The following is a 17,906-nucleotide window of genomic DNA, read 5'->3' on the forward strand; positions in this document are numbered from 1 at the left end:
GCCCGGTCTCCGCAAGGAGGCCGGGCCGAGGCGTTTCCCGGGATACGATCCCCGGGAGGGGCGCTGTGCGATCGCACGCGCGGTACCGACCGGGAGACGGTGGAGTGATGAAGGCACGCATGGGGGCGGTGCGGGGCTTGTGCCTCGGCGCCACGGCAGCGATGGTGACTGCTGGTCTGGGAGTGGTGGCCGCGCCGGCCGCCCACGCCGTGGATCCGGCGTTCCCGGCGCCGGGGAGCACCGCCTGGTCGGCCATCACGCAGACCCCCAGCGGGGGTGCTGCGGCGCCGATGACCGACGCGGCGGGAGACGTCGGGACGACATACCTCGACCTGACGCCGGTCGACGGCACCACCAACCCGCGGACGGCGTTCGTCTTCGCCGACCTTCAGTACATCTACTTCCGCCTCCACACCAGCGTGCAGCCGGCCGCCGACGCGGCCGGCGGCTACGTCGTCCAGATGGACACCAACGCCAACACGACCGGCTGGGACCGGGCGATCCGCTACGACGACGCGGCGAGCACGATCACGATCCACAGCGGGGCCGACACCGGGGTCAAGAACACCGGCAGCGTCCTGGCGACGATCCCGGCGACCGCGGCCAACTCCACGTCCTACTCCGGTGGCACCAACGGCGGCGGCTACGTCGCCTTCGCCGTGGCGCGCACCGACCTCACCGCCGCGGGCATCAACCTCAGCGGGCCGGTGCAGATGGTGCTCGGCACGACGATCGAGGCCGGGGTCGGGCTCAATGCCGGCTCGCTGCTGGGTGGCGCGAAGGCCGACGTGCTCGGCACCGGCAAGTTCGGTGGTCTGGGTGGCGCCCCGAAGTGGGCCACGCTCGCCAGCGACCCCGTCGACCTCGGTGCGGCCGACCGCGACCACGACACCGTCGTGGACGGCGTCGACAACTGCCCCGACGTCGCGAACACCGACCAGGCCGACGACGACGCCGCGATCGACAACACCGTGCCCCCCGGTGTGCAGCCGGAGGACGTCCCCGACGGCACCGAGGGACAGGGCAACGCCTGCGACCGCACGCCGCAGGGCTACGACCCCGACGGCGACCACGTCGGCATCCTCGTCCCGGACAACTGCCCGGAGCAGTACGGCCTCGACGCCAACGGCTGCGTCGCGCAGTCGATCACGACGGCGCTGCTGCGCTACAAGGCGTCGAAGAAGCGGTTCAGCGGCATCGTGACCAGCGACTACGACCAGTGCAACCCGCGGCGCAACGTGACGATCTACCGCCTCGTCAAGGGCCCGGACGCGGTCATCGGCAAGGTCAGGTCCGACCCGGCGGGCAAGTTCGCGCTCACGGTGAAGCGGAAGCCGAAGGCCGGCAGCTACTACGCCTACGTCGACCCGAAGTGGACGCTCGGTGCCCGCTGCTTCGGCGTGAAGGCCGCGAAGATCAAGATCGGCTGACCGGGTGAGTCCGTCGCCGGAAGGCCTCGCGGACCCGCTCCGGGAGGCCCTGCTGGCAGCCGGCTTCACCTACGACGCGGTCGCCGACCTGCTCGGGACCGACGCGCACGCGGCGCTGTCGCGCAACGAGACCACCCCCGCCCTTCGTCGTACGACGGACGGCGGGCCGCTCTCCACGCTGGTCCGGCTCTTCCTCCTGCAGGCGACGGTGCCGTTGGCGGAGGCCGAGCGGGCCCTGCCCGGGCTGGTGGACCGGCTCGCGGCCGAGGGGATGCTCGCGCAGTCGGTGGGCGAGGTCGCCGCACGCCTCGACTGCCGGCCCTACGGCAGCGACGACGGGACGGACCTGTGGGTCGTCAGCGACCTCACGCCCGGACTCGACGGCGCCCCGCAGCGGGTCACCTCCGACTACGTGCTCGGCATCAGCCCGGCCTCGACGTCCCTGGCCCAGCTGACCCTGCGCCACGACGTGGGGAGCGCGCTCGACCTCGGCACCGGTTGCGGCGTCCAGGCGCTGCACCTCGCCGTCCACGCCGACCGTGTGGTCGCCACCGACGTCAACCGGCGCGCGTCGGCCCTCACCCGGTTCAACGCAGCGCTCAACGAGGTGGCCGACCGGGTCGAGGTCCGCGACGGCTCGTTCTTCGAGCCGGTCGCGGGTGAGCGGTTCGACCTGATCGCCACCAACCCGCCGTTCGTGATCTCGCCGGCGACGGGGGAGCGCCTGGTCTACCGCGACTCGGGCCTGCCCGGCGACCGTGTCGTCGAGCACGTCGTCCGCACGGCGCCGGACCACCTCGCCGACGGTGGTTGGTGCCAGGTGCTCGCCAACTGGGCGATCCTTGCCGACCGTCCTTGGGACGAGCGGCTGGCCGCGTGGCTCCCCGGCGACTGCGACGCCCTGGTGGTGCAGCGCGAGGTGCTCGACCCTGCGGCCTACGTCGAGCTGTGGCTCAAGGACTCGGGCCACCACCCGGCGACCGGCACCGGGTCGCCGGCCGACTACGCGCGCCGCTACGACACCTGGCTGTCGTGGCTGGAGGAGCAGGGCGTCGCGGGCATCGGCTTCGGGTGGATCAACCTGCACCGCACCGGCAACGCCGCGCGCGAGCTCCTCGAGTGGCCCTACGACGTCGAGCAGCCGATCGCTCCGGCGATCGGGGAGTGGGGCAGCGCCATCGGCGAGACGGTCGCGCCGGACGCCACGCTCGTCGTCCGCGCCGACGTGCGTCAGGAGACCGTCGGGGCCGTGGGCGCGGAGGATCCCGCGACGATCCTGCTGCGCCAGCAGCGCGGCCTGCGCCGCGCCCGTCAGGTCGACACCGTGCTCGCGGCGGTCGTCGGGGCGTGCGACGGCGACCTCCCGGTCGGGTCGATCCTCGACGCGGTCGCCCAGCTGCTCGACCTCGACGCGGGGGCGACCCGGGAGCAGTACCTGCCCGAGCTGTCCGGCCTGGTCCACGAGGGATATCTCCAGGCTTCCCCGACTTCCTAGACTGGCGCGGTGACCCAAGCCGGCTGGTACCCCGATCCCGCTGGACAGCCCCAGACCTACCGCTACTGGGACGGTGCGTCCTGGACCCAGGAGACGACGGGCGATCCCTACGCGCCCGCACCGGTCCCGCACCCCGCACCTCCGCCGCCCGTCGCACCGCAGTCGCCGCCCCCGGCCCAGCCGCCCCCGGCGCCCGATGCGACCGTCCTCGCACCCGGTGGTCCCGCGCCCGGTGGAGGGGCGTACGGCGCCGTACCCCCACCGCCGCAGGCGCCGCCCCCGGGCGGGGCCTACGGCCAGCCTCCGTACGGCGGCGGCTACCCGCCGTCCTCGCCTCCCCCGGGCAGCGGCGGATCCGGCAAGGTCGCGGCCCTGGTGGCGGCGGCCGTGGTCGGGCTGGTCGTGCTCGGGGTGCTCGCGTTCGTGGGCATCCGGGCGCTCTCCGACGACGACTCCACCACGGCCTCCGACGACGGCACCGGCGAGCCGACGACCTCCGCCCCGACGAACCCGACGACCCCGACGTCGCCGACCGGCCCGGAGACCAGCCCGACGGCACCCGACAGCACGACGCCGACCGACCAGCAGTGCAAGGCCGGCCTGCCCACGCCGACGACGACCCCGCCGAAGGGGGCGACCAAGGTGAGCGGCGGCCGGCTGACGATCCCGGTGCCGGACGGCTACGAGGCGGACACGCAGTACTCCTCCGCGTTCACGTTCGCCGACGACTTCACGCCCGTCCAGAAGGTCATCGAGCAGAACAAGAAGACCGGCTGGGTCTCGATCTACGGCGTGGGCGCGCTGCGCAAGGCCAACGGCTACGACGACCCGGCGCAGGCCGCCGAGACCGTGATGGCGTGCATGGCGGCCTCGCAGGACCTCTACGCCGACTTCGTCGGGCGCGACCCGGTCAGCTCCGGCGCGATCACGATCGACGGCAAGGACGCCTACCAGGTGACCTCCGACCTGCGGATCGACGACCCCGACCTCGACGTGACCGGCGACGTGGCGCAGGTGATCGTGGTCGACACCGGCGACGCCGACACCTACGGCGTGTTCGTCACGGTGGTGCCGATCGGCGACGACGCGCTGATCGCCCAGCAGGCCTCGTTCGCCCCCCAGATCAGGGTCCGCTGACCTCTTCCAGGGCGTCCCACCGGGCCCTCGGGGAATGGAAGGCTGGACATGACGCGCTACCGTCATGGGCCGTGAGACCCCACGAGGCGCTCACAGACGTCCGTCATCACAGGTCAGCGCAGCGAGAAGTAGGTCTTCAGTGGCACACAAGTTGGTGATCGTCGAGTCACCGGCCAAGGCCCGCACCATCGGCGGGTACCTCGGCGACGGCTACGTCGTCGAGTCGTCGATCGGCCACATCCGCGACCTCCCCAACAACGCCGCGGACACCCCGGCGAAGATCAAGGACAAGCCCTGGGGCAGGCTCGCGATCGACGTGGAGAACGGCTTCGAGCCCTACTACGTCGTGCCGCGCGACAAGAAGTCCCACATCTCCAAGCTGAAGAGCCTGCTCAAGGACGCCGACGAGCTCTACCTCGCCACCGACGAGGACCGCGAGGGGGAGGCGATCGCCTGGCACCTCCTCGACGAGCTCAAGCCGAAGAACATCCCCGTGAAGCGGATGGTCTTCCACGAGATCACCAAGGCCGCCATCCAGGAGGCCGCCGCCAACCCGCGCGAGCTCGACATGGACCTCGTCGAGGCGCAGGAGACCCGCCGTCTCCTCGACCGGCTCTACGGCTACGAGGTCTCGCCGGTCCTGTGGCGCAAGGTGATGTCCGGTCTGTCCGCCGGCCGGGTGCAGTCCGTCGCGACCCGTCTCGTGGTGGACCGCGAGAAGGAGCGGATGGCCTTCCGCATCGCGTCCTACTGGGACCTCGAGGGCACCTTCGACGCCGGCAGCAAGCACGACCAGCGGATGTTCCCGGCCAAGCTGCACTCGATCGACGGCACCCGCGTCGCCAGCGGCTCGAACTTCGGCCCGGACGGCCAGCTGAAGGCGAAGGCCGACGTCGTCCACCTCGACCAGCGGCGCGCGGAGGCGCTCGTGTCGGCGCTGGCCGACTCGTCGTACGACGTCCGGTCGGTCGAGGCCAAGCCCTACCGCCGCTCGCCCTACGCGCCGTTCCGCACGACCACGCTGCAGCAGGAGGCCAGCCGCAAGCTCGGCATGAGCGCCTCGGTCACGATGAGCGTGGCCCAGCGCCTCTACGAGAACGGCTACATCACCTACATGCGCACCGACAGCACCACGCTGTCGGGCAGCGCCATCGGTGCGGCCCGGTCCCAGGTCGCCGAGCTGTACGGCGGCGAGTACCTGCCGGACGCGCCGCGGACCTACACGAGCAAGGTCAAGAACGCCCAGGAGGCGCACGAGGCGATCCGCCCCGCGGGCGACTCGTTCCGCACACCGGCGCAGACCGGGCTGACCGGCGACCAGTTCCGTCTCTACGAGCTGATCTGGATGCGCACCGTCGCCTCGCAGATGAAGGACGCGGTCGGCCAGTCGGTCACGATCCGCCTCGGCGGCGCGGCCGCCACCGGCGAGGACGTCGTCTTCTCCGCCTCCGGACGGGTGATCACCTTCCACGGGTTCCTCAAGGCCTACGTCGAGGGCACCGACGACAACGCCGCGAAGGACGACCAGGAGACCCGCCTGCCCAACCTGCAGGAGGGCGACGCCGTCTCGGCGGCCTCGCTGAGCGCCAACGGGCACGAGACCAAGCCGCCGGCGCGCTACACCGAGGCCACGCTGATCAAGGAGCTCGAGGACCGGCAGATCGGCCGTCCGTCGACGTACGCCTCGATCATCGGCACGATCCTCAACCGCGGCTACGTCTACAAGAAGGGCACCGCGCTGGTGCCCGCGTGGATCGCGTTCTCGGTGGTGCGGCTGCTGACCGAGCACTTCAGCCGGCTGATCGACTACCAGTTCACCGCGAGCATGGAGGACGTCCTCGACGACATCGCCCGCGGCGACAAGAGTCGAGTGGCGGAGCTGACGGAGTTCTACTACGGCTCCGACAAGCTCGCCGGCGTGAAGGCGCTGGTCGACGGGCTCGGCGACATCGACGCCAAGGAGCTCGCGACCTTCCCGGTGGGCGACACCCCCGAGGCCCTCGCGGAGGGCATCGCGCTGCGGGTCGGCAAGTACGGCCCCTACCTCGAGGGTCCCGGTGACGACGGCGCGCCGGCCGCCAAGCGCGCCAACGTGCCCGACGACCTGCCGCCCGACGAGCTCACGCTCGCGAAGGCCAAGGAGCTGCTCGCCAACCCGGCCGGCGAGGAGATCGAGCTCGGCAACCACCCGGAGACGGGGCTGCGCGTGGTGGCGAAGAACGGCCGCTTCGGGCCCTACGTCACCGAGGACCTGCCGGAGGACGCGCCGAAGTCGGCCAAGGCGCGCACCGGCTCGCTCTTCAAGTCGATGTCGCTCGACACCGTCACGCTCGCCGACGCGGTGAAGCTGCTGTCGCTGCCTCGCGTCGTGGGCGAGGACCCGGAGTCCAAGGAGGAGATCACCGCGCAGAACGGGCGCTACGGTCCCTACCTGAAGAAGGGCGCCGACTCCCGCTCGCTGCAGACCGAGGACCAGATCTTCACGATCGGCCTCGACGAGGCGCTCGCCATCTACGCCCAGCCCAAGCAGCGCGGCCGGGCCGCCGCCGCACCGCCCCTGAAGGAGCTCGGACCCGACCCGGTCTCCGGGCAGCCGGTGGTGGTGAAGGCCGGCCGGTTCGGCGAGTACGTCACCGATGGCGAGTACAACGCGACCCTGCGCAAGGACGACTCCGTCGAGGCGATCACGATCGAGCGGGCGGCCGAGCTGCTCGCCGAGCGGCGCGCGAGGGGCCCGGCGAAGAAGACCGCCAAGAAGGGCGCGAAGAAGGCACCCGCCAAGAAGGCGGCGAAGAAGACCGCCAAGAAGACCACGGCCAAGAAGACCGCCAAGAAGAGCTGACGGTGCAGCTCACCCGGGTCGACGACCGTGTCCAGGTGGTGACGGGCACCAACGTCAACTGGATCCTGGTGACGGACGGCGAGGCCGTCACGCTCGTCGACGCGGGCTACCCCAACGACGCCAAGGCGCTGCTCGCCTCCCTCGACGCGATCGGCCGCCGTCCGGGGGACGTGCAGGCGGTCCTGCTCACCCACGCGCACCTCGACCACATGGGCGGCATCCCCGCGCTCCGTGCGCGCCACGACGTGCCCGTCCTCACGGGCGAGGAGGAGGCCCGGCACGCCAGGCGGGAGTACGTCGAGCAGATCACCCCGCTGGAGATGCTCGCGCAGTGCGGCACCCGTGCCGGGCGGCGCTGGGTGCGCCAGACGCTCGCTGCGGTGCTGCCGAAGGCGTCGATGTCGATCGCCGACGTGACGGGAGTCCCTGCCGGCGTACCCCTCGACCTGCCGGGTGGTCCGGTGCCCGTCGCCACCCCCGGTCACACGCGGGGCCACACCGCCTGGCTGCTGCCGTCGAGCGGGGTGCTGCTCACCGGCGACGCGCTGGTCACCGCCCACCCGCTCTCGCGCCTCGGCACCCGGCCCCAGCTGCTCCCCGACGTGTTCAACGAGGACCGCGCGGAGATGGTGGCGAGCCTCGAGGCGGTGGCGCACCTGCCGGCCGACACGGTCGTGCCCGGGCACGGCCCTCACCACCGGGGGTCGCTGGCCTCGATCGTCGCCGAGGCCGTCGCCGGACCGGCGGGCGACTAGTCGGACCGGCACCGTAGGTTCTCCTCATGGCTTGGACCGGTCGCTACACCGACACCGGGGTCTTCGTCTGCTTCGAGGGCGGCGAGGGCTCGGGGAAGTCGACGCAGTCGCGGCTGCTGAGCGAGGCCCTGACGGCCGAGGGCTACGACGTCCGCCTGACCTTCGAGCCGGGCGACACGGTCGTCGGGCAGGAGATGCGACGGATCGTGCTGAGCCCGGAGACCGGCGAGCTCGACGACCGCACGGAGGCGCTGCTCTACGCCGCCGACAAGGCCGAGCACGTCGCGACCGTGGTGCTGCCGGCCCTCGAGCGCGGCGGCATCGTCATCACCGACCGCTACGTCGACTCGACGCTGGCCTACCAGGGGGCCGGCCGCTCGCTCGACCCCGACGAGCTCGAGGGCGTGGCGCGCTGGGCCACCGGCGACCTGCGCCCGCACCTGACGGTCGTGCTCGACCTCGCGCCGGAGCACGGCCTGGGCAGGTTCGACGAGCGAGACCGGATCGAGGGGGAGTCGCTCGACTTCCACCAGCGGGTCCGGCAGGCCTTCCTCGACCTCGCCGCCGGCAACCCCCACCACTACCTCGTCCTCGACGCGCGCGACGGCGTCGACGACATCGCGGCCGCGATCCGCGGGCGACTCGCCCCGCTGCTCTCCCAGGCGGTGCGCGCATGACCATCTGGGACAGCCTGGTCGGGCAGCGGGCCTGCATCGAGCAGCTGCAGATCGCCGCGGGCGGGCAGGGGATGAACCACGCCTGGCTCTTCACCGGCCCGCCCGGATCGGGCCGGTCCAACACGGCGGTCGCGTTCGCGGCGGCGTTGCAGTGCGAGCAGGGCGGGCTCGGCCCCGACTGCCCCGACGGCTGCCACGACTGCCACACGGTGCTCGCGGGCAGTCACGCCGACGTCGCCGTGATCCGCACGGAGAAGCTGACCATCGGTGTGAAGGAGGTCCGCGACCTGGTGCGCCGCGCCTCGCTCACGCCGATGGGCAAGCGCTGGCAGATCCTCGTCGTCGAGGACGCCGACCGGCTCACCGAGCAGGCGTGCAACGCGCTGCTGAAGGCGATCGAGGAGCCCAACCCGCGCACCGTGTGGATGCTCTGCACCCCGACGGTCGAGGACGTGCTGCCCACCATCCGGTCCCGCTGCCGGCTGGTGGCGCTGAGCACGCCCACCGCGGAGGAGGTCGCGACCTTCCTGCAGACACTCGGCTGCGAGGAGCAACGGGCACGCTACGCCGCGCGGGCGAGCCAGGGCCACATCGGGCGCGCGAAGGCCCTGGCCTTCGACGACGCGGTGCGCTCGCGTCGCCAGGACGTCGTCGCCATCCCGGCCCGCCTCACCACGCTCGGCCAGTGCCTGGCATCGGCCACCCGGCTGGGGGAGGTGGCCAAGGAGGAGGCCGACGCGATCACCGCGGAGCTCGACGCGAGGGAGAAGGTCGACCTCGACGCGGCGTACGGCGTCGTCGAGCGCGGCCGCCGGCCCCGCGAGTACGCACCCGCGCTGCGCGACCTCGAGACCGCGCAGAAGACCCGGGCGAAGCGCCGCCAGCTCGACGTCGTCGACCGCGGGCTGATCGACCTCGTCTCGGTCTACCGCGACGCGATCGCGCTGGCCAGCGGTGCTCCGGGAGACCTGGTCAACGAGGACATCCGCCACGACGTCGAGCGGATCGCAGCGCTGTCCACCCCCGAGCTCAACCTGCAGCGGATCGGGTGGATCTTCGCGGCGCGCGAGCAGATGCTGGAGTTCAACGTGCCGGTGCCGCTTGCGCTGGAGTCGATGATGGTGGCGCTGAGAGTGCCCGAGCGGCACTGACCGCGCGCCGGAGCTGAGGAGACCGTAGTGAAGAAGTGGATCGTCGCGATCGTCGTCATCTGGGCGCTCGTGATCGCGTCGGGGATCGCGGTCGCGATCGTGCTCGTGACCGGTGACGACGACGGTGGCAGCAGCGCCGACAGCTCGTCGACCCCGTCCGACTCCGCCGTCCCGCCGAGCACGTCGGCTCCGACGGCTGACGGCGACGTGCCGGACGGGCTGGAGTCCTTCTACTCCCAGCAGATCGACTGGCAGTCGTGCGGGTCCGACCAGTGCGGCACGCTGCAGGTGCCGCTCGACTACTCCGACCCGTCGGGCAAGACGATCGGCATCGCGGTCGAGATGTCGCCCGCGACCGGTCAGCGGATCGGATCGATGGTGGTCAACCCCGGTGGTCCGGGCGCCCCGGGCACCGACACGGCCACCGACGCCGACTTCTACTTCGCCCCCGAGCTGCGGGAGAGCTACGACATCGTCGGCTTCGATCCTCGCGGCACCGGTGACTCCAGCCCGGTCGACTGCCTGTCCGACGCCGAGCTCGACGACTACGTCGCCGGCGACCCCGACCCCGACACCCCGGCCGAGGTGCGCGACTTCTCCGACGAGCAGGCCAGCTTCTGGGAGGAGTGCAAGGCCAAGTCCGGCGACCTGGGTGCCCACGTCAGCACGATCGAGGCCGCGCGCGACATGGACGTGCTCCGCGCCGCCCTCGGCGAGGACCAGCTGCCCTACTTCGGTTTCTCCTACGGCACCCGCCTGGGCGCCACCTACGCGACGCTCTTCCCGCAGAACGTCGGCCGCTTCGTCCTCGACGGTGCCGTCGACCCCAGCCTGTCGACCCTCGACGGTGCGGTGAGCCAGGCCAAGGGGTTCGAGACCGCGCTCCGCTCCTACCTGAAGGACTGCGTCGACCAGGGCGACTGCTTTCTCGGCGACTCTGTCGATGCCGGGCTGAAGACGATCAAGGACCTGCTGGCCTCCATCGACGCCAAGCCGCTGCCGACCGACTCCGACCGTGAGCTCACCGTCGGCAACGCCTTCTACGGCCTGGTCACCCCGCTCTACGCCAAGGACAACTGGACCTACCTCGACCAGGGCCTCCAGGAGGCCCTCGACGGCGACGGCAGCACCCTGCTGTTCCTCTCGGACTTCTACGGCTCGCGCAACGACGACGGCACCTACGCCGACAACAGCCTCGAGGCGATCAGCGTGATCAACTGCCTCGACGACCCGTGGTCGATCGCGCCGAAGCAGGTCCCGAAGTACTACCCGCGCTTCGAGAAGGCCTCGCCCACCTTCGGCGACGTCTTCGCGTGGGGCCTGGTCGCGTGCAACGGCGACCCGTTCCGGTCGACCGAGCCCGACCTCACGATCGACGGCGCCGGCGCCGCCCCCATCGTCGTCATCGGCACGACGCGCGACCCCGCGACGCCCTACGAGGAGGCCCAGGCCATGGCCGACCAGCTCGAGTCGGGGGTCCTGCTCAGCCGCGACGGCGACGGCCACACGGCCTACAACAAGGGCAACGCGTGCATCGACGACGCCGTCCACGCCTACTTCATCGACGGGACGGTGCCGACCGACGGCACCCAGTGCTGAACGGGTCCGTCGCCGGTTTCGTCGTCGCCGGAGCCCGCCGGTATGCTTCCGCAGGCATCATGCCGCCTTAGCTCAGTCGGTAGAGCGGCTCACTCGTAATGAGCAGGTCGTCGGTTCGATTCCGACAGGCGGCTCCGCCCGGAACCCGGTCCCCTTGGGGGCCGGGTTCCGTCGTCCCGGGACCTTCGGTCACGTGTCCGAGGGGAGAAGGACCTGACCTCGAGGGTCTTCGGACATCGGGAGCGTCAGGGGACTCCCGCGACGGTGACGATCGGCGTACCTTCGAAGTGCGGAGACGACGAAAGGAGTCCGACGTGAGCGACAACCAGTACATCGTGTGGTTCATCGGCATGGCGTTCCTGATCGCGATGATCCTCGGTCTCGGCACGCTGACCATGGCCGGCGTGCTGCGACGCCATCCTGCGAAGGGTGCGGAGGCCGAGGTCGAGGCGCACCCGCGCCATGCGCGGGAAGAGGAGCACCACCACTGGTACGACCGCTTCCACCACGCTGCCTGAGCGACGGTCAGCCCCTCAGCTGCTCGGTCGCGCCCGGAGGGCGGCGGGAGCGCCGGCGTACGACGTGAGGTCCTGCCGTACGTCGCCGTCGATCGCCCACGCGCGACCGGCGGCGCCGTCCCAGAGCACCATCGTGGTCTCGGCGACCAGCGCCGGGTCGTGGCCGACCTCGACCCGCAGCTCGGAGGCCACGCTGAACGAGGAGCGCCCGACGTGGCTGACCCACAGCCGCACCAGGAACGGCTGGAAGGGCACGAAGCGCATCTCCGCGTGGTAGTCGACCCGCTGGGCGCCGACCAGCTCGCTGACGCCGGCGGGGACCGCGCGCAGCAGCCCGGGCTGCTCGCCGCCCAGGCCGGGCACCGGCGCGAAGCGCAGGAACAGCAGCCGTGCCTCGTCCAGGACGCGGATCGCCTCCACGTTGTCGACGTGGCCGCCGAGGTTCACGTCGCGCAGTCGCGCCTGGATCTCGCACTCGAACACCTCGGCCATGCCGTGATCCTTCCAGCACCTCAGCGCACGCCGGCTGCAGGTGCGACGAAGGTGGACGCGTCAACCATCGAGGTAGACTGGCAGGGTGGGACAGACCCGATGGCTCGACGAGGAGCAGCAGCAGGCGTGGCGGGCGTGGCTCGACGTCAACACGCAGATGTTCGCGCGGATGAGTCGCGAGCTCCAGGCATCGAGCGGGTTGTCGATCCAGGACTACGACGTGCTGGTGGCGCTGACCGACGTGACGGGTGGCAGCGTGCGGATGCGCGACCTCGGGGTCGCCCTGCAGTGGGAGAAGAGCCGCCTCTCCAAGCACCTGGCGCGGATGATCGCGCGCGGGCTGGTCGCCCGGCGAGACTGCGCCGATGATCGCCGCGGTGCCTTCGTCGAGATCACCGAGGAGGGGGTCGCCGCCATCCAGGGCGCGGCCCCCGACCACGCCGAGCTGGTCCGGGAGGTCTTCTTCGACGGGCTCAACGGCGAGCAGGTGCGAGAGCTGACAACGATCTGCCGAGTGGTCCTCGACCGGCTCGACGCGACCGATCGCTAGCTCGGGTCAGTCGGCGAGCAGGTCGCGCACGGCCAGCGACGCGAAGACCATCGCCGCGCCCAGGGGAGCGCCCGGTCCGGGATAGGCGGACCCGAAGACCGACGCCACGGAGTTGCTCGTCGCGTAGAGGCCGGGGATCGGGGAGCGGGTCGCCGCGTCGAGCACCCGGCCCGCCGCGTCGGTGACGAGCCCGCCCTTCGTGCCGAGGTCGGACAGCACGAAGCGCGCTGCGAAGAACGGCGCCCGGTCGACCGGCGTCAGCGCCTTGTTGGGCCCGGTGCCGCCCGCGAAGAACGTGTCGTACTCGTCCTCGCCGCGTCCGAAGTCCTCGTCGACGCCACTCGCGGCGAACCCGTTGAACCGCTCGACCGTCGCGGTCAGCACCGCCGGGTCGACGTCGATGGAGACGGCCAGGTCGGCCACGGTGTCGGCGGTGAGCCAGGTGCCGGCCGCGAGGTGGTCGGCGGGGTCGCCCTCGGGCATCGCGATCGCCGGCAGGCGCCCGCCCTCGCGCGAGTCGAAGACGAACCACGACGGGATCCGCTGCGGCGCCTCGGCCATCACCCGGCCGAAGCGGTCGTAGGGCAGGCACTCGTTGGCGTAGCGACGCCCGCTCTGGTCGACCATCAGCCCGCTGCGGAAGCCGAGCGTGAAGGTGCCGCTGCCGTCGGGATGGGCCAGTCCCGGGCAGAACCAGCCCTCACCCGAGTAGTCGGTCAGCGCGCCAGCCTCCGCGCACGCCTCGACCACGTCGCCGGTGTTGGTGCCACGGGGTGCCATCGTCCAGGCCGCATCGCCCGGCGTGCCATGGAGCGCGCGCAGCTCGGGGCTTCCCTCGTAGCCGCCGGCGGCGACCACGACCCCGCGCGTCGCGCCGACCTCGGCCGACCCGTCGGCGGTCTCGACGACCACCGCGACGACCCGTCCCGACCCGTCGCGGCGGACGTCGACGACGTGGTGCCCGGTCGCGATCGTGCCGCCGTCGCGGACGAGCATCGCGGCGAGCCGCCCGATGAGGGCCTGGCCGCCCGACAGCGTGGACCGGCCCGGGATCCCGGCCCGGTCGCGCTCCACCGGCGGCCGGAGCAGCTCCGTGATCGCCGGGTCGAGCTGGTCGCGCCGGATGGAGACGGGCTGGATGGAGCGTCCCATCGGCACCCGTCCGGGGGCGTCGTAGTACTCCGAGAACGGGATCCACTCGAAGTCCATCAGGTCGTCGGCCTCGAGCGCCGCGACCAGCTCGGGTGCGTGCGCGAGGAAGGCCTCGACCCGCTCCTGGTCGGGATCGTCGAGCACCGCGTCGAGGTACGCGCGCGCACCCTCGGTCGAGTCGCTCAGCCCCGCGCGCCGCTGGACGTCGCTGCCCGGCAGCCAGCACGCACCCCCGGAGTACGCCGACGTCCCTCCGATCATCGGCGTGCGCTCGAGGACGGCCACCGACAGGCCGGCGCCGGCGGCGAGGGCGGCAGCGGTCAGGGCACCGCCACCGGACCCCACGACGACGACGTCGTAGGAGGACTTCAGGGGACCGGGCACCGTGGAGCTCACGGCTGAAATGTAACGTGTTCTAGTTCTTTCGGTCAGGGCTCGTGCGCGGGCGCGGACCAGGCCACCTGGAGCACCTGGGTGCGGTCGCGGGTGACCAGCCGCGCTCGCCCGGGTGCGGCCGGCTCGGGCCGGACGCCGCCCAGGAGGGGTCCTTCCTCGCGGCTCCCGCTCAGCAGCACACCGGGACCGCCGAGCTCCCGCAACGACTGGAGCACCGGCTCGAAGAGCGCACGCCCGGCACCGCCGGTGCGCCGCGCCACCACGAGGTGCAGCCCGACGTCCTGCGCCTGCGCCAGCAGCGGTTGCAGCGGGAGCAGGGGAGAGCCGCTCTGCGTCGCGACCAGGTCGTAGTCGTCGACCACGACGAAGACCTCAGCGCCCTGCCACCACGACCGCCGTCGCAGCGCCTCGGCGCTGACGCCCGGGCCCGGCATCCGGCCGCGGAGGTAGCGGGCGAGGTCCTCGATCGCCGGCCGTGCCTGGTCGGCAGAGGCCAGGTGGTGGAGGAGGTGGGGCTCCGGCACCTCGCCCAGCAGCGACCGCCGGAAGTCGACGACGACGAGCTGGGCCGCCGCCGGGCTGCGGGTGCGGACCACCTCGTGGACGTAGGTGCGCAGCAGTGCGCTCTTCCCGGCCCGGCTGTCACCGAGGACCAGCAGGTGGCGTCCGGCGTCGGGGTCGAGGACGACGGGGGCGAGCGCGGCCTCGTCGATCCCGAGCACGAGGCCGCGGCACTCGGGACCGACCTGTCGCCGTACGTCCGTCAGCGCGACGCGCGCGGGAAGCAGCCGCAGGCGCGGCGGCTCGGGGCCGTCCCACCGGACCACCGAGGGATCCGGTGGGCGAGCGGCGAGGAAGTGGAGGGGGCCGGCCACCAACCCACGCCCGGGTCGGTCGATCGGCACTGCGGTTGCTGCCTTCCTGTCGATCTCGGAGTCGGCGGGGTCGCCCAAGCGCAGCTCGAGCCGGGTGCCCAGCTGGTCGCGCAGCGCCGGACGGAGGTCGGACCACCGAGAGGTGGCCAGGGCCAGGTGGATTCCGAGGCCGAGGCCACGACGGGCCAGCTGCTGCACCGCGAGCGCGAGGTCGTCGTGGTCGTGGCGCAGGACCTCCCACCCGTCGATGCAGAGGTGCACGGTGCCGTAGCGATCCTCGCCGCCGCCGGACTCCCGCCGGTCCGCGAGGTCGGTCAGCTCGGCGATGGTGCGCCGGATCACGGCCACCTCGCCGCGTCCGGCGTAGCCGGCGATGTGCGGGAGGTCCCGCAGCAGCGCCAGGGCACCGCCGAGGTCGAGCACGAACCACTGCGTCTCCAGCGGCGTCGAGGTGAGGGCCGAGGCGGTGACCAGCGTGCGGAGCAGCGTGCTCCGCCCGCTCCGTGGTCCGCCTACGACCGCCACGTGTCCGCTCGCCCCCGACAGGTCGAGCACGAGCGGGTCGCGACGTTGTTCTCGCGGCCGGTCGACGACGCCGACGGGGAGCCGGAGCGGGCCGCCCAGCGGCACCAGGCGCTCGAGCGGCTCTGCGACGTCCAGCGGAGGCAGCCAGATCCGGTGCGCGCGCGGCGGGCGGTCCTGCATCCGCTCGACGGCTGCGTCCAGCACGCTGTCCGCCCCGGCGGCACCGGCACCGTGGATGTGCAGCACGCGGCCGCGCGACTCGTGCACCTCCCGCGTCGCGAACGGCAGCACCGTCGGCCGGGCCCGCGACGCCGGACGGTCCTGCGGACCGGAGACGTACGCCGACCTGAACCGCACCAGGGCCGACGGTCCCGCCTTCAGCAACCCCATCCCCGGCACGGCGGGCAGCGTGAAGGCATCGGGCACACCGAGCACGGTGCGGGACTCCTGGGCCGAGAAGGTGCGCAGGGCGATCCGGTAGGAGAGGTGCGCGTCGAGGCCGCGGAGCCGCCCTTCCTCCAGCCGCTGCGAGGCCAGGAGCAGGTGCATGCCGAGGGAGCGTCCGAGCCGGCCGATCGTCACGAAGAGCTCGGTGAGGTCGGGTCGGGCGAGCAGTAGCTCGGAGAACTCGTCGACCACCACCAGCAGCGAAGGGAGCGGATCGAGCCGGGCGCCCTGCTCCCGGGCGCGACGGTGCTCGCGGACCGAGGCCAGGTTGCCGGCCGCACGCAGGACCTCCTGGCGCCGCACCATCTCACCGGCGAGCGCGTCCTCCATGCGGTCGACCAGCGTGAGCTCCTCGGCGAGGTTGGTGATCATCGCCGAGACGTGGGGCAGTGGTGCCATGCCGGCGAAGGTCGCCCCGCCCTTGAAGTCGGCCAGCACGAGGTTGAGCTCGTCGGGCGCGTGGGTGACCGTCAGGCCGAGCACCAACGTGCGGAGGAGCTCCGACTTCCCGCTGCCGGTGGCACCGACGACGAGCCCGTGGGGGCCGGCCCCGCCGAGAGCCGACTCCTTGAGGTCGAGGTGGACCGGCCCGTCGGGACCGGCACCGATCGGCACCCGCAGCTGGTCGGTCGACCCCCGGGGCGCCCAGGTGTGCGCCGGGTCCCATCGGGCGACCGACCCCAGCCCCAGCATGGCGGTCAGGTCAGGTGGGGCACCCTCCTCGGGCGCGCTGCCAGGGTCCGCGGCGGAGGGTGCCAGGGCGAGGAGCCGCCGCGCCACGGCCTCCGCCGTCGCCGGATCGCAGCGATCGGGGCGCACGCCGGCCCGCGCCGACGTGTCGATGGTGATGCCGTCCGCCGCGGGCGGTGGAGAGGTGCCGACGGCGAGCACCGTCACCCGTCGAGGGAGGTCGTCGGGCACCTCGGGTCCGTCCACGATGAGGAGGACGTGCCCCTCGGCCGGGAGCAGGGCGGAGATCGTGAACCACGAGCCGTCGACCAACCGAACGCCGCCGACGTCATCGGCGCGCTCGGGGGAATGGGTGTGCGGCAACCACTTCGCCCACTCCCAGGCGGAGCGGCCCTCGTCCGTGCAGCAGACCGCGATCGCGAGGTCGGCGGCGGAGTGCGCGACCGCGGCGGCACACACCACCGACCGGGCCACCTCGCGAGCCGCCGCTCCGGTGATCGTGACGAGCCGGGTGGTGGGCAGGTCCACGACGACCGGCAGGTCCTGTTGCTCGCGGTGCCGGGCGACCAGCCGTCGTGCTGCCTCGACCGCAGCCGGATCGGCGTCATCGGCGTCGAGGTCGTCCGGCGCCTGGAGGGTGACCGCTGACGGGCCGGCCCCGACGCCGTACCGCACCTTCAGGAAGGCGGGGTGGTCGCGGGCGCGTGTGCCGCCTCCGTCCACCAGCCCGGGCAGCGCGACCGGAGGCGGGTGCAGCGAGAGCTGCGCCGCACGATGGGCTGCCGCGGCGTCGCGCGCCCGCGTGCGGATCCCCGCGAGGTGGCGGAGGTAGGCCTGGCGAGCGCGGTGGACCTGGCGACGGCGCTGGACGCGCTGCCTGTCGATCTGCAGCCCGAGGTACGTCACGGTGGTCGCGAGGAAGAGCCCGGCGGCCAGGAGCCGGATCGTGGCGCTGCCGCCCCCGAGCGAGGCGACGAGAGCGACCGACCCGAGGCTTCCCAGCATCGGGATCGCGCTCATCGCCACGGCGGTGGCGCCCTCGCCCGTGGGCAGCCGCGGCGGTGGGTCGATCGCGATGGTGCCGGAAGGCGCTTCCCGAGTGCTCGTCATGGCGGGAGTCAACCTCCGCCGGCCGACGCATCGCAGCCCTCGCTGCTCCCCCTGTGGAGAACCCG

General features: G+C 72.5%; 13 protein-coding genes and 1 tRNA gene. 11 read left to right on the forward strand and 3 right to left on the reverse strand.

All coding sequences use genetic code 11. From position 1 onward, the window contains the following. Positions 1–107 precede the first annotated feature (107 nt). The 10 genes from ACAX67_RS03115 to ACAX67_RS03160 all read left to right on the forward strand — a co-directional run bounded on the left by ACAX67_RS03115 (position 108) and on the right by ACAX67_RS03160 (position 11,604). Positions 108–1,430, forward strand: coding sequence for a hypothetical protein (locus ACAX67_RS03115; protein WP_370702351.1), 1,323 nt, complete (start codon positions 108–110; stop codon positions 1,428–1,430). Positions 1,431–1,434: 4 nt separating this feature from the next. Continuing rightward, on the forward strand, positions 1,435–2,925 hold the full coding sequence (locus tag ACAX67_RS03120; protein WP_370702352.1) for a DUF7059 domain-containing protein: 1,491 nt from the start codon (positions 1,435–1,437) through the stop codon (positions 2,923–2,925). Between the two features lie 9 nt (positions 2,926–2,934). After that, complete coding sequence (locus ACAX67_RS03125) at positions 2,935–4,062, forward strand: DUF2510 domain-containing protein (protein WP_370702353.1); 1,128 nt, start codon at positions 2,935–2,937, stop codon at positions 4,060–4,062. Between the two features lie 139 nt (positions 4,063–4,201). Next, the gene (topA, locus tag ACAX67_RS03130) at positions 4,202–6,904 is read left to right on the forward strand and encodes a type I DNA topoisomerase (RefSeq protein ID WP_370702354.1); all 2,703 of its coding nucleotides are present in this window, start codon (positions 4,202–4,204) and stop codon (positions 6,902–6,904) included. 2 nt (positions 6,905–6,906) lie between these two features. Next, positions 6,907–7,659: an MBL fold metallo-hydrolase gene (locus ACAX67_RS03135; protein WP_370702355.1), complete on the forward strand. Its 753-nt coding sequence runs from the start codon at positions 6,907–6,909 to the stop codon at positions 7,657–7,659. A gap of 26 nt (positions 7,660–7,685) precedes the next feature. Continuing rightward, entirely contained in the window at positions 7,686–8,336 is a 651-nt protein-coding gene (gene tmk, locus ACAX67_RS03140; protein ID WP_370702356.1) for a dTMP kinase, read from the forward strand. Next, positions 8,333–9,487, forward strand: coding sequence for a DNA polymerase III subunit delta' (locus ACAX67_RS03145; protein WP_370702357.1), 1,155 nt, complete (start codon positions 8,333–8,335; stop codon positions 9,485–9,487). Before tmk ends, ACAX67_RS03145 begins: the two co-directional genes overlap by 4 nt. 27 nt (positions 9,488–9,514) lie before the next feature. After that, positions 9,515–11,086 carry an alpha/beta hydrolase gene (locus ACAX67_RS03150; RefSeq protein WP_370702358.1) on the forward strand — a complete coding sequence of 524 codons (1,572 nt, stop codon included), beginning with the start codon at positions 9,515–9,517 and terminating at the stop codon, positions 11,084–11,086. Between the two features lie 61 nt (positions 11,087–11,147). Beyond that, a tRNA-Thr gene (locus tag ACAX67_RS03155) sits at positions 11,148–11,220 on the forward strand. A 180-nt stretch (positions 11,221–11,400) separates the two neighbouring features. Continuing rightward, a complete protein-coding gene (locus ACAX67_RS03160; protein ID WP_370702359.1) occupies positions 11,401–11,604 on the forward strand; it encodes a hypothetical protein in 204 nt (67 codons plus the stop codon). Between the two features lie 15 nt (positions 11,605–11,619). On the opposite strand, the gene ACAX67_RS03165 is transcribed toward ACAX67_RS03160, so the two are convergent. After that, positions 11,620–12,096: an acyl-CoA thioesterase gene (locus ACAX67_RS03165; protein WP_370702360.1), complete on the reverse strand. Its 477-nt coding sequence runs from the start codon at positions 12,094–12,096 to the stop codon at positions 11,620–11,622. Positions 12,097–12,181: 85 nt separating this feature from the next. On the opposite strand from ACAX67_RS03165, the gene ACAX67_RS03170 reads away from it, so the two are divergent. Further along, a complete protein-coding gene (locus ACAX67_RS03170) occupies positions 12,182–12,646 on the forward strand; it encodes a MarR family winged helix-turn-helix transcriptional regulator (RefSeq protein ID WP_370702361.1) in 465 nt (154 codons plus the stop codon). Between the two features lie 6 nt (positions 12,647–12,652). Here ACAX67_RS03170 and ACAX67_RS03175 read toward each other — a convergent pair whose 3' ends face one another. Beyond that, a complete protein-coding gene (locus tag ACAX67_RS03175; RefSeq protein ID WP_370702362.1) occupies positions 12,653–14,194 on the reverse strand; it encodes an FAD-dependent oxidoreductase in 1,542 nt (513 codons plus the stop codon). A gap of 32 nt (positions 14,195–14,226) precedes the next feature. Next, complete coding sequence (eccCa, locus tag ACAX67_RS03180; RefSeq protein WP_370702363.1) at positions 14,227–17,841, reverse strand: type VII secretion protein EccCa; 3,615 nt, start codon at positions 17,839–17,841, stop codon at positions 14,227–14,229. Positions 17,842–17,906 lie beyond the last annotated feature (65 nt).

It is taken from the genome of Nocardioides candidus (assembly GCF_041321175.1).
Classification (GTDB): Bacteria; Actinomycetota; Actinomycetes; order Propionibacteriales; family Nocardioidaceae; genus Nocardioides.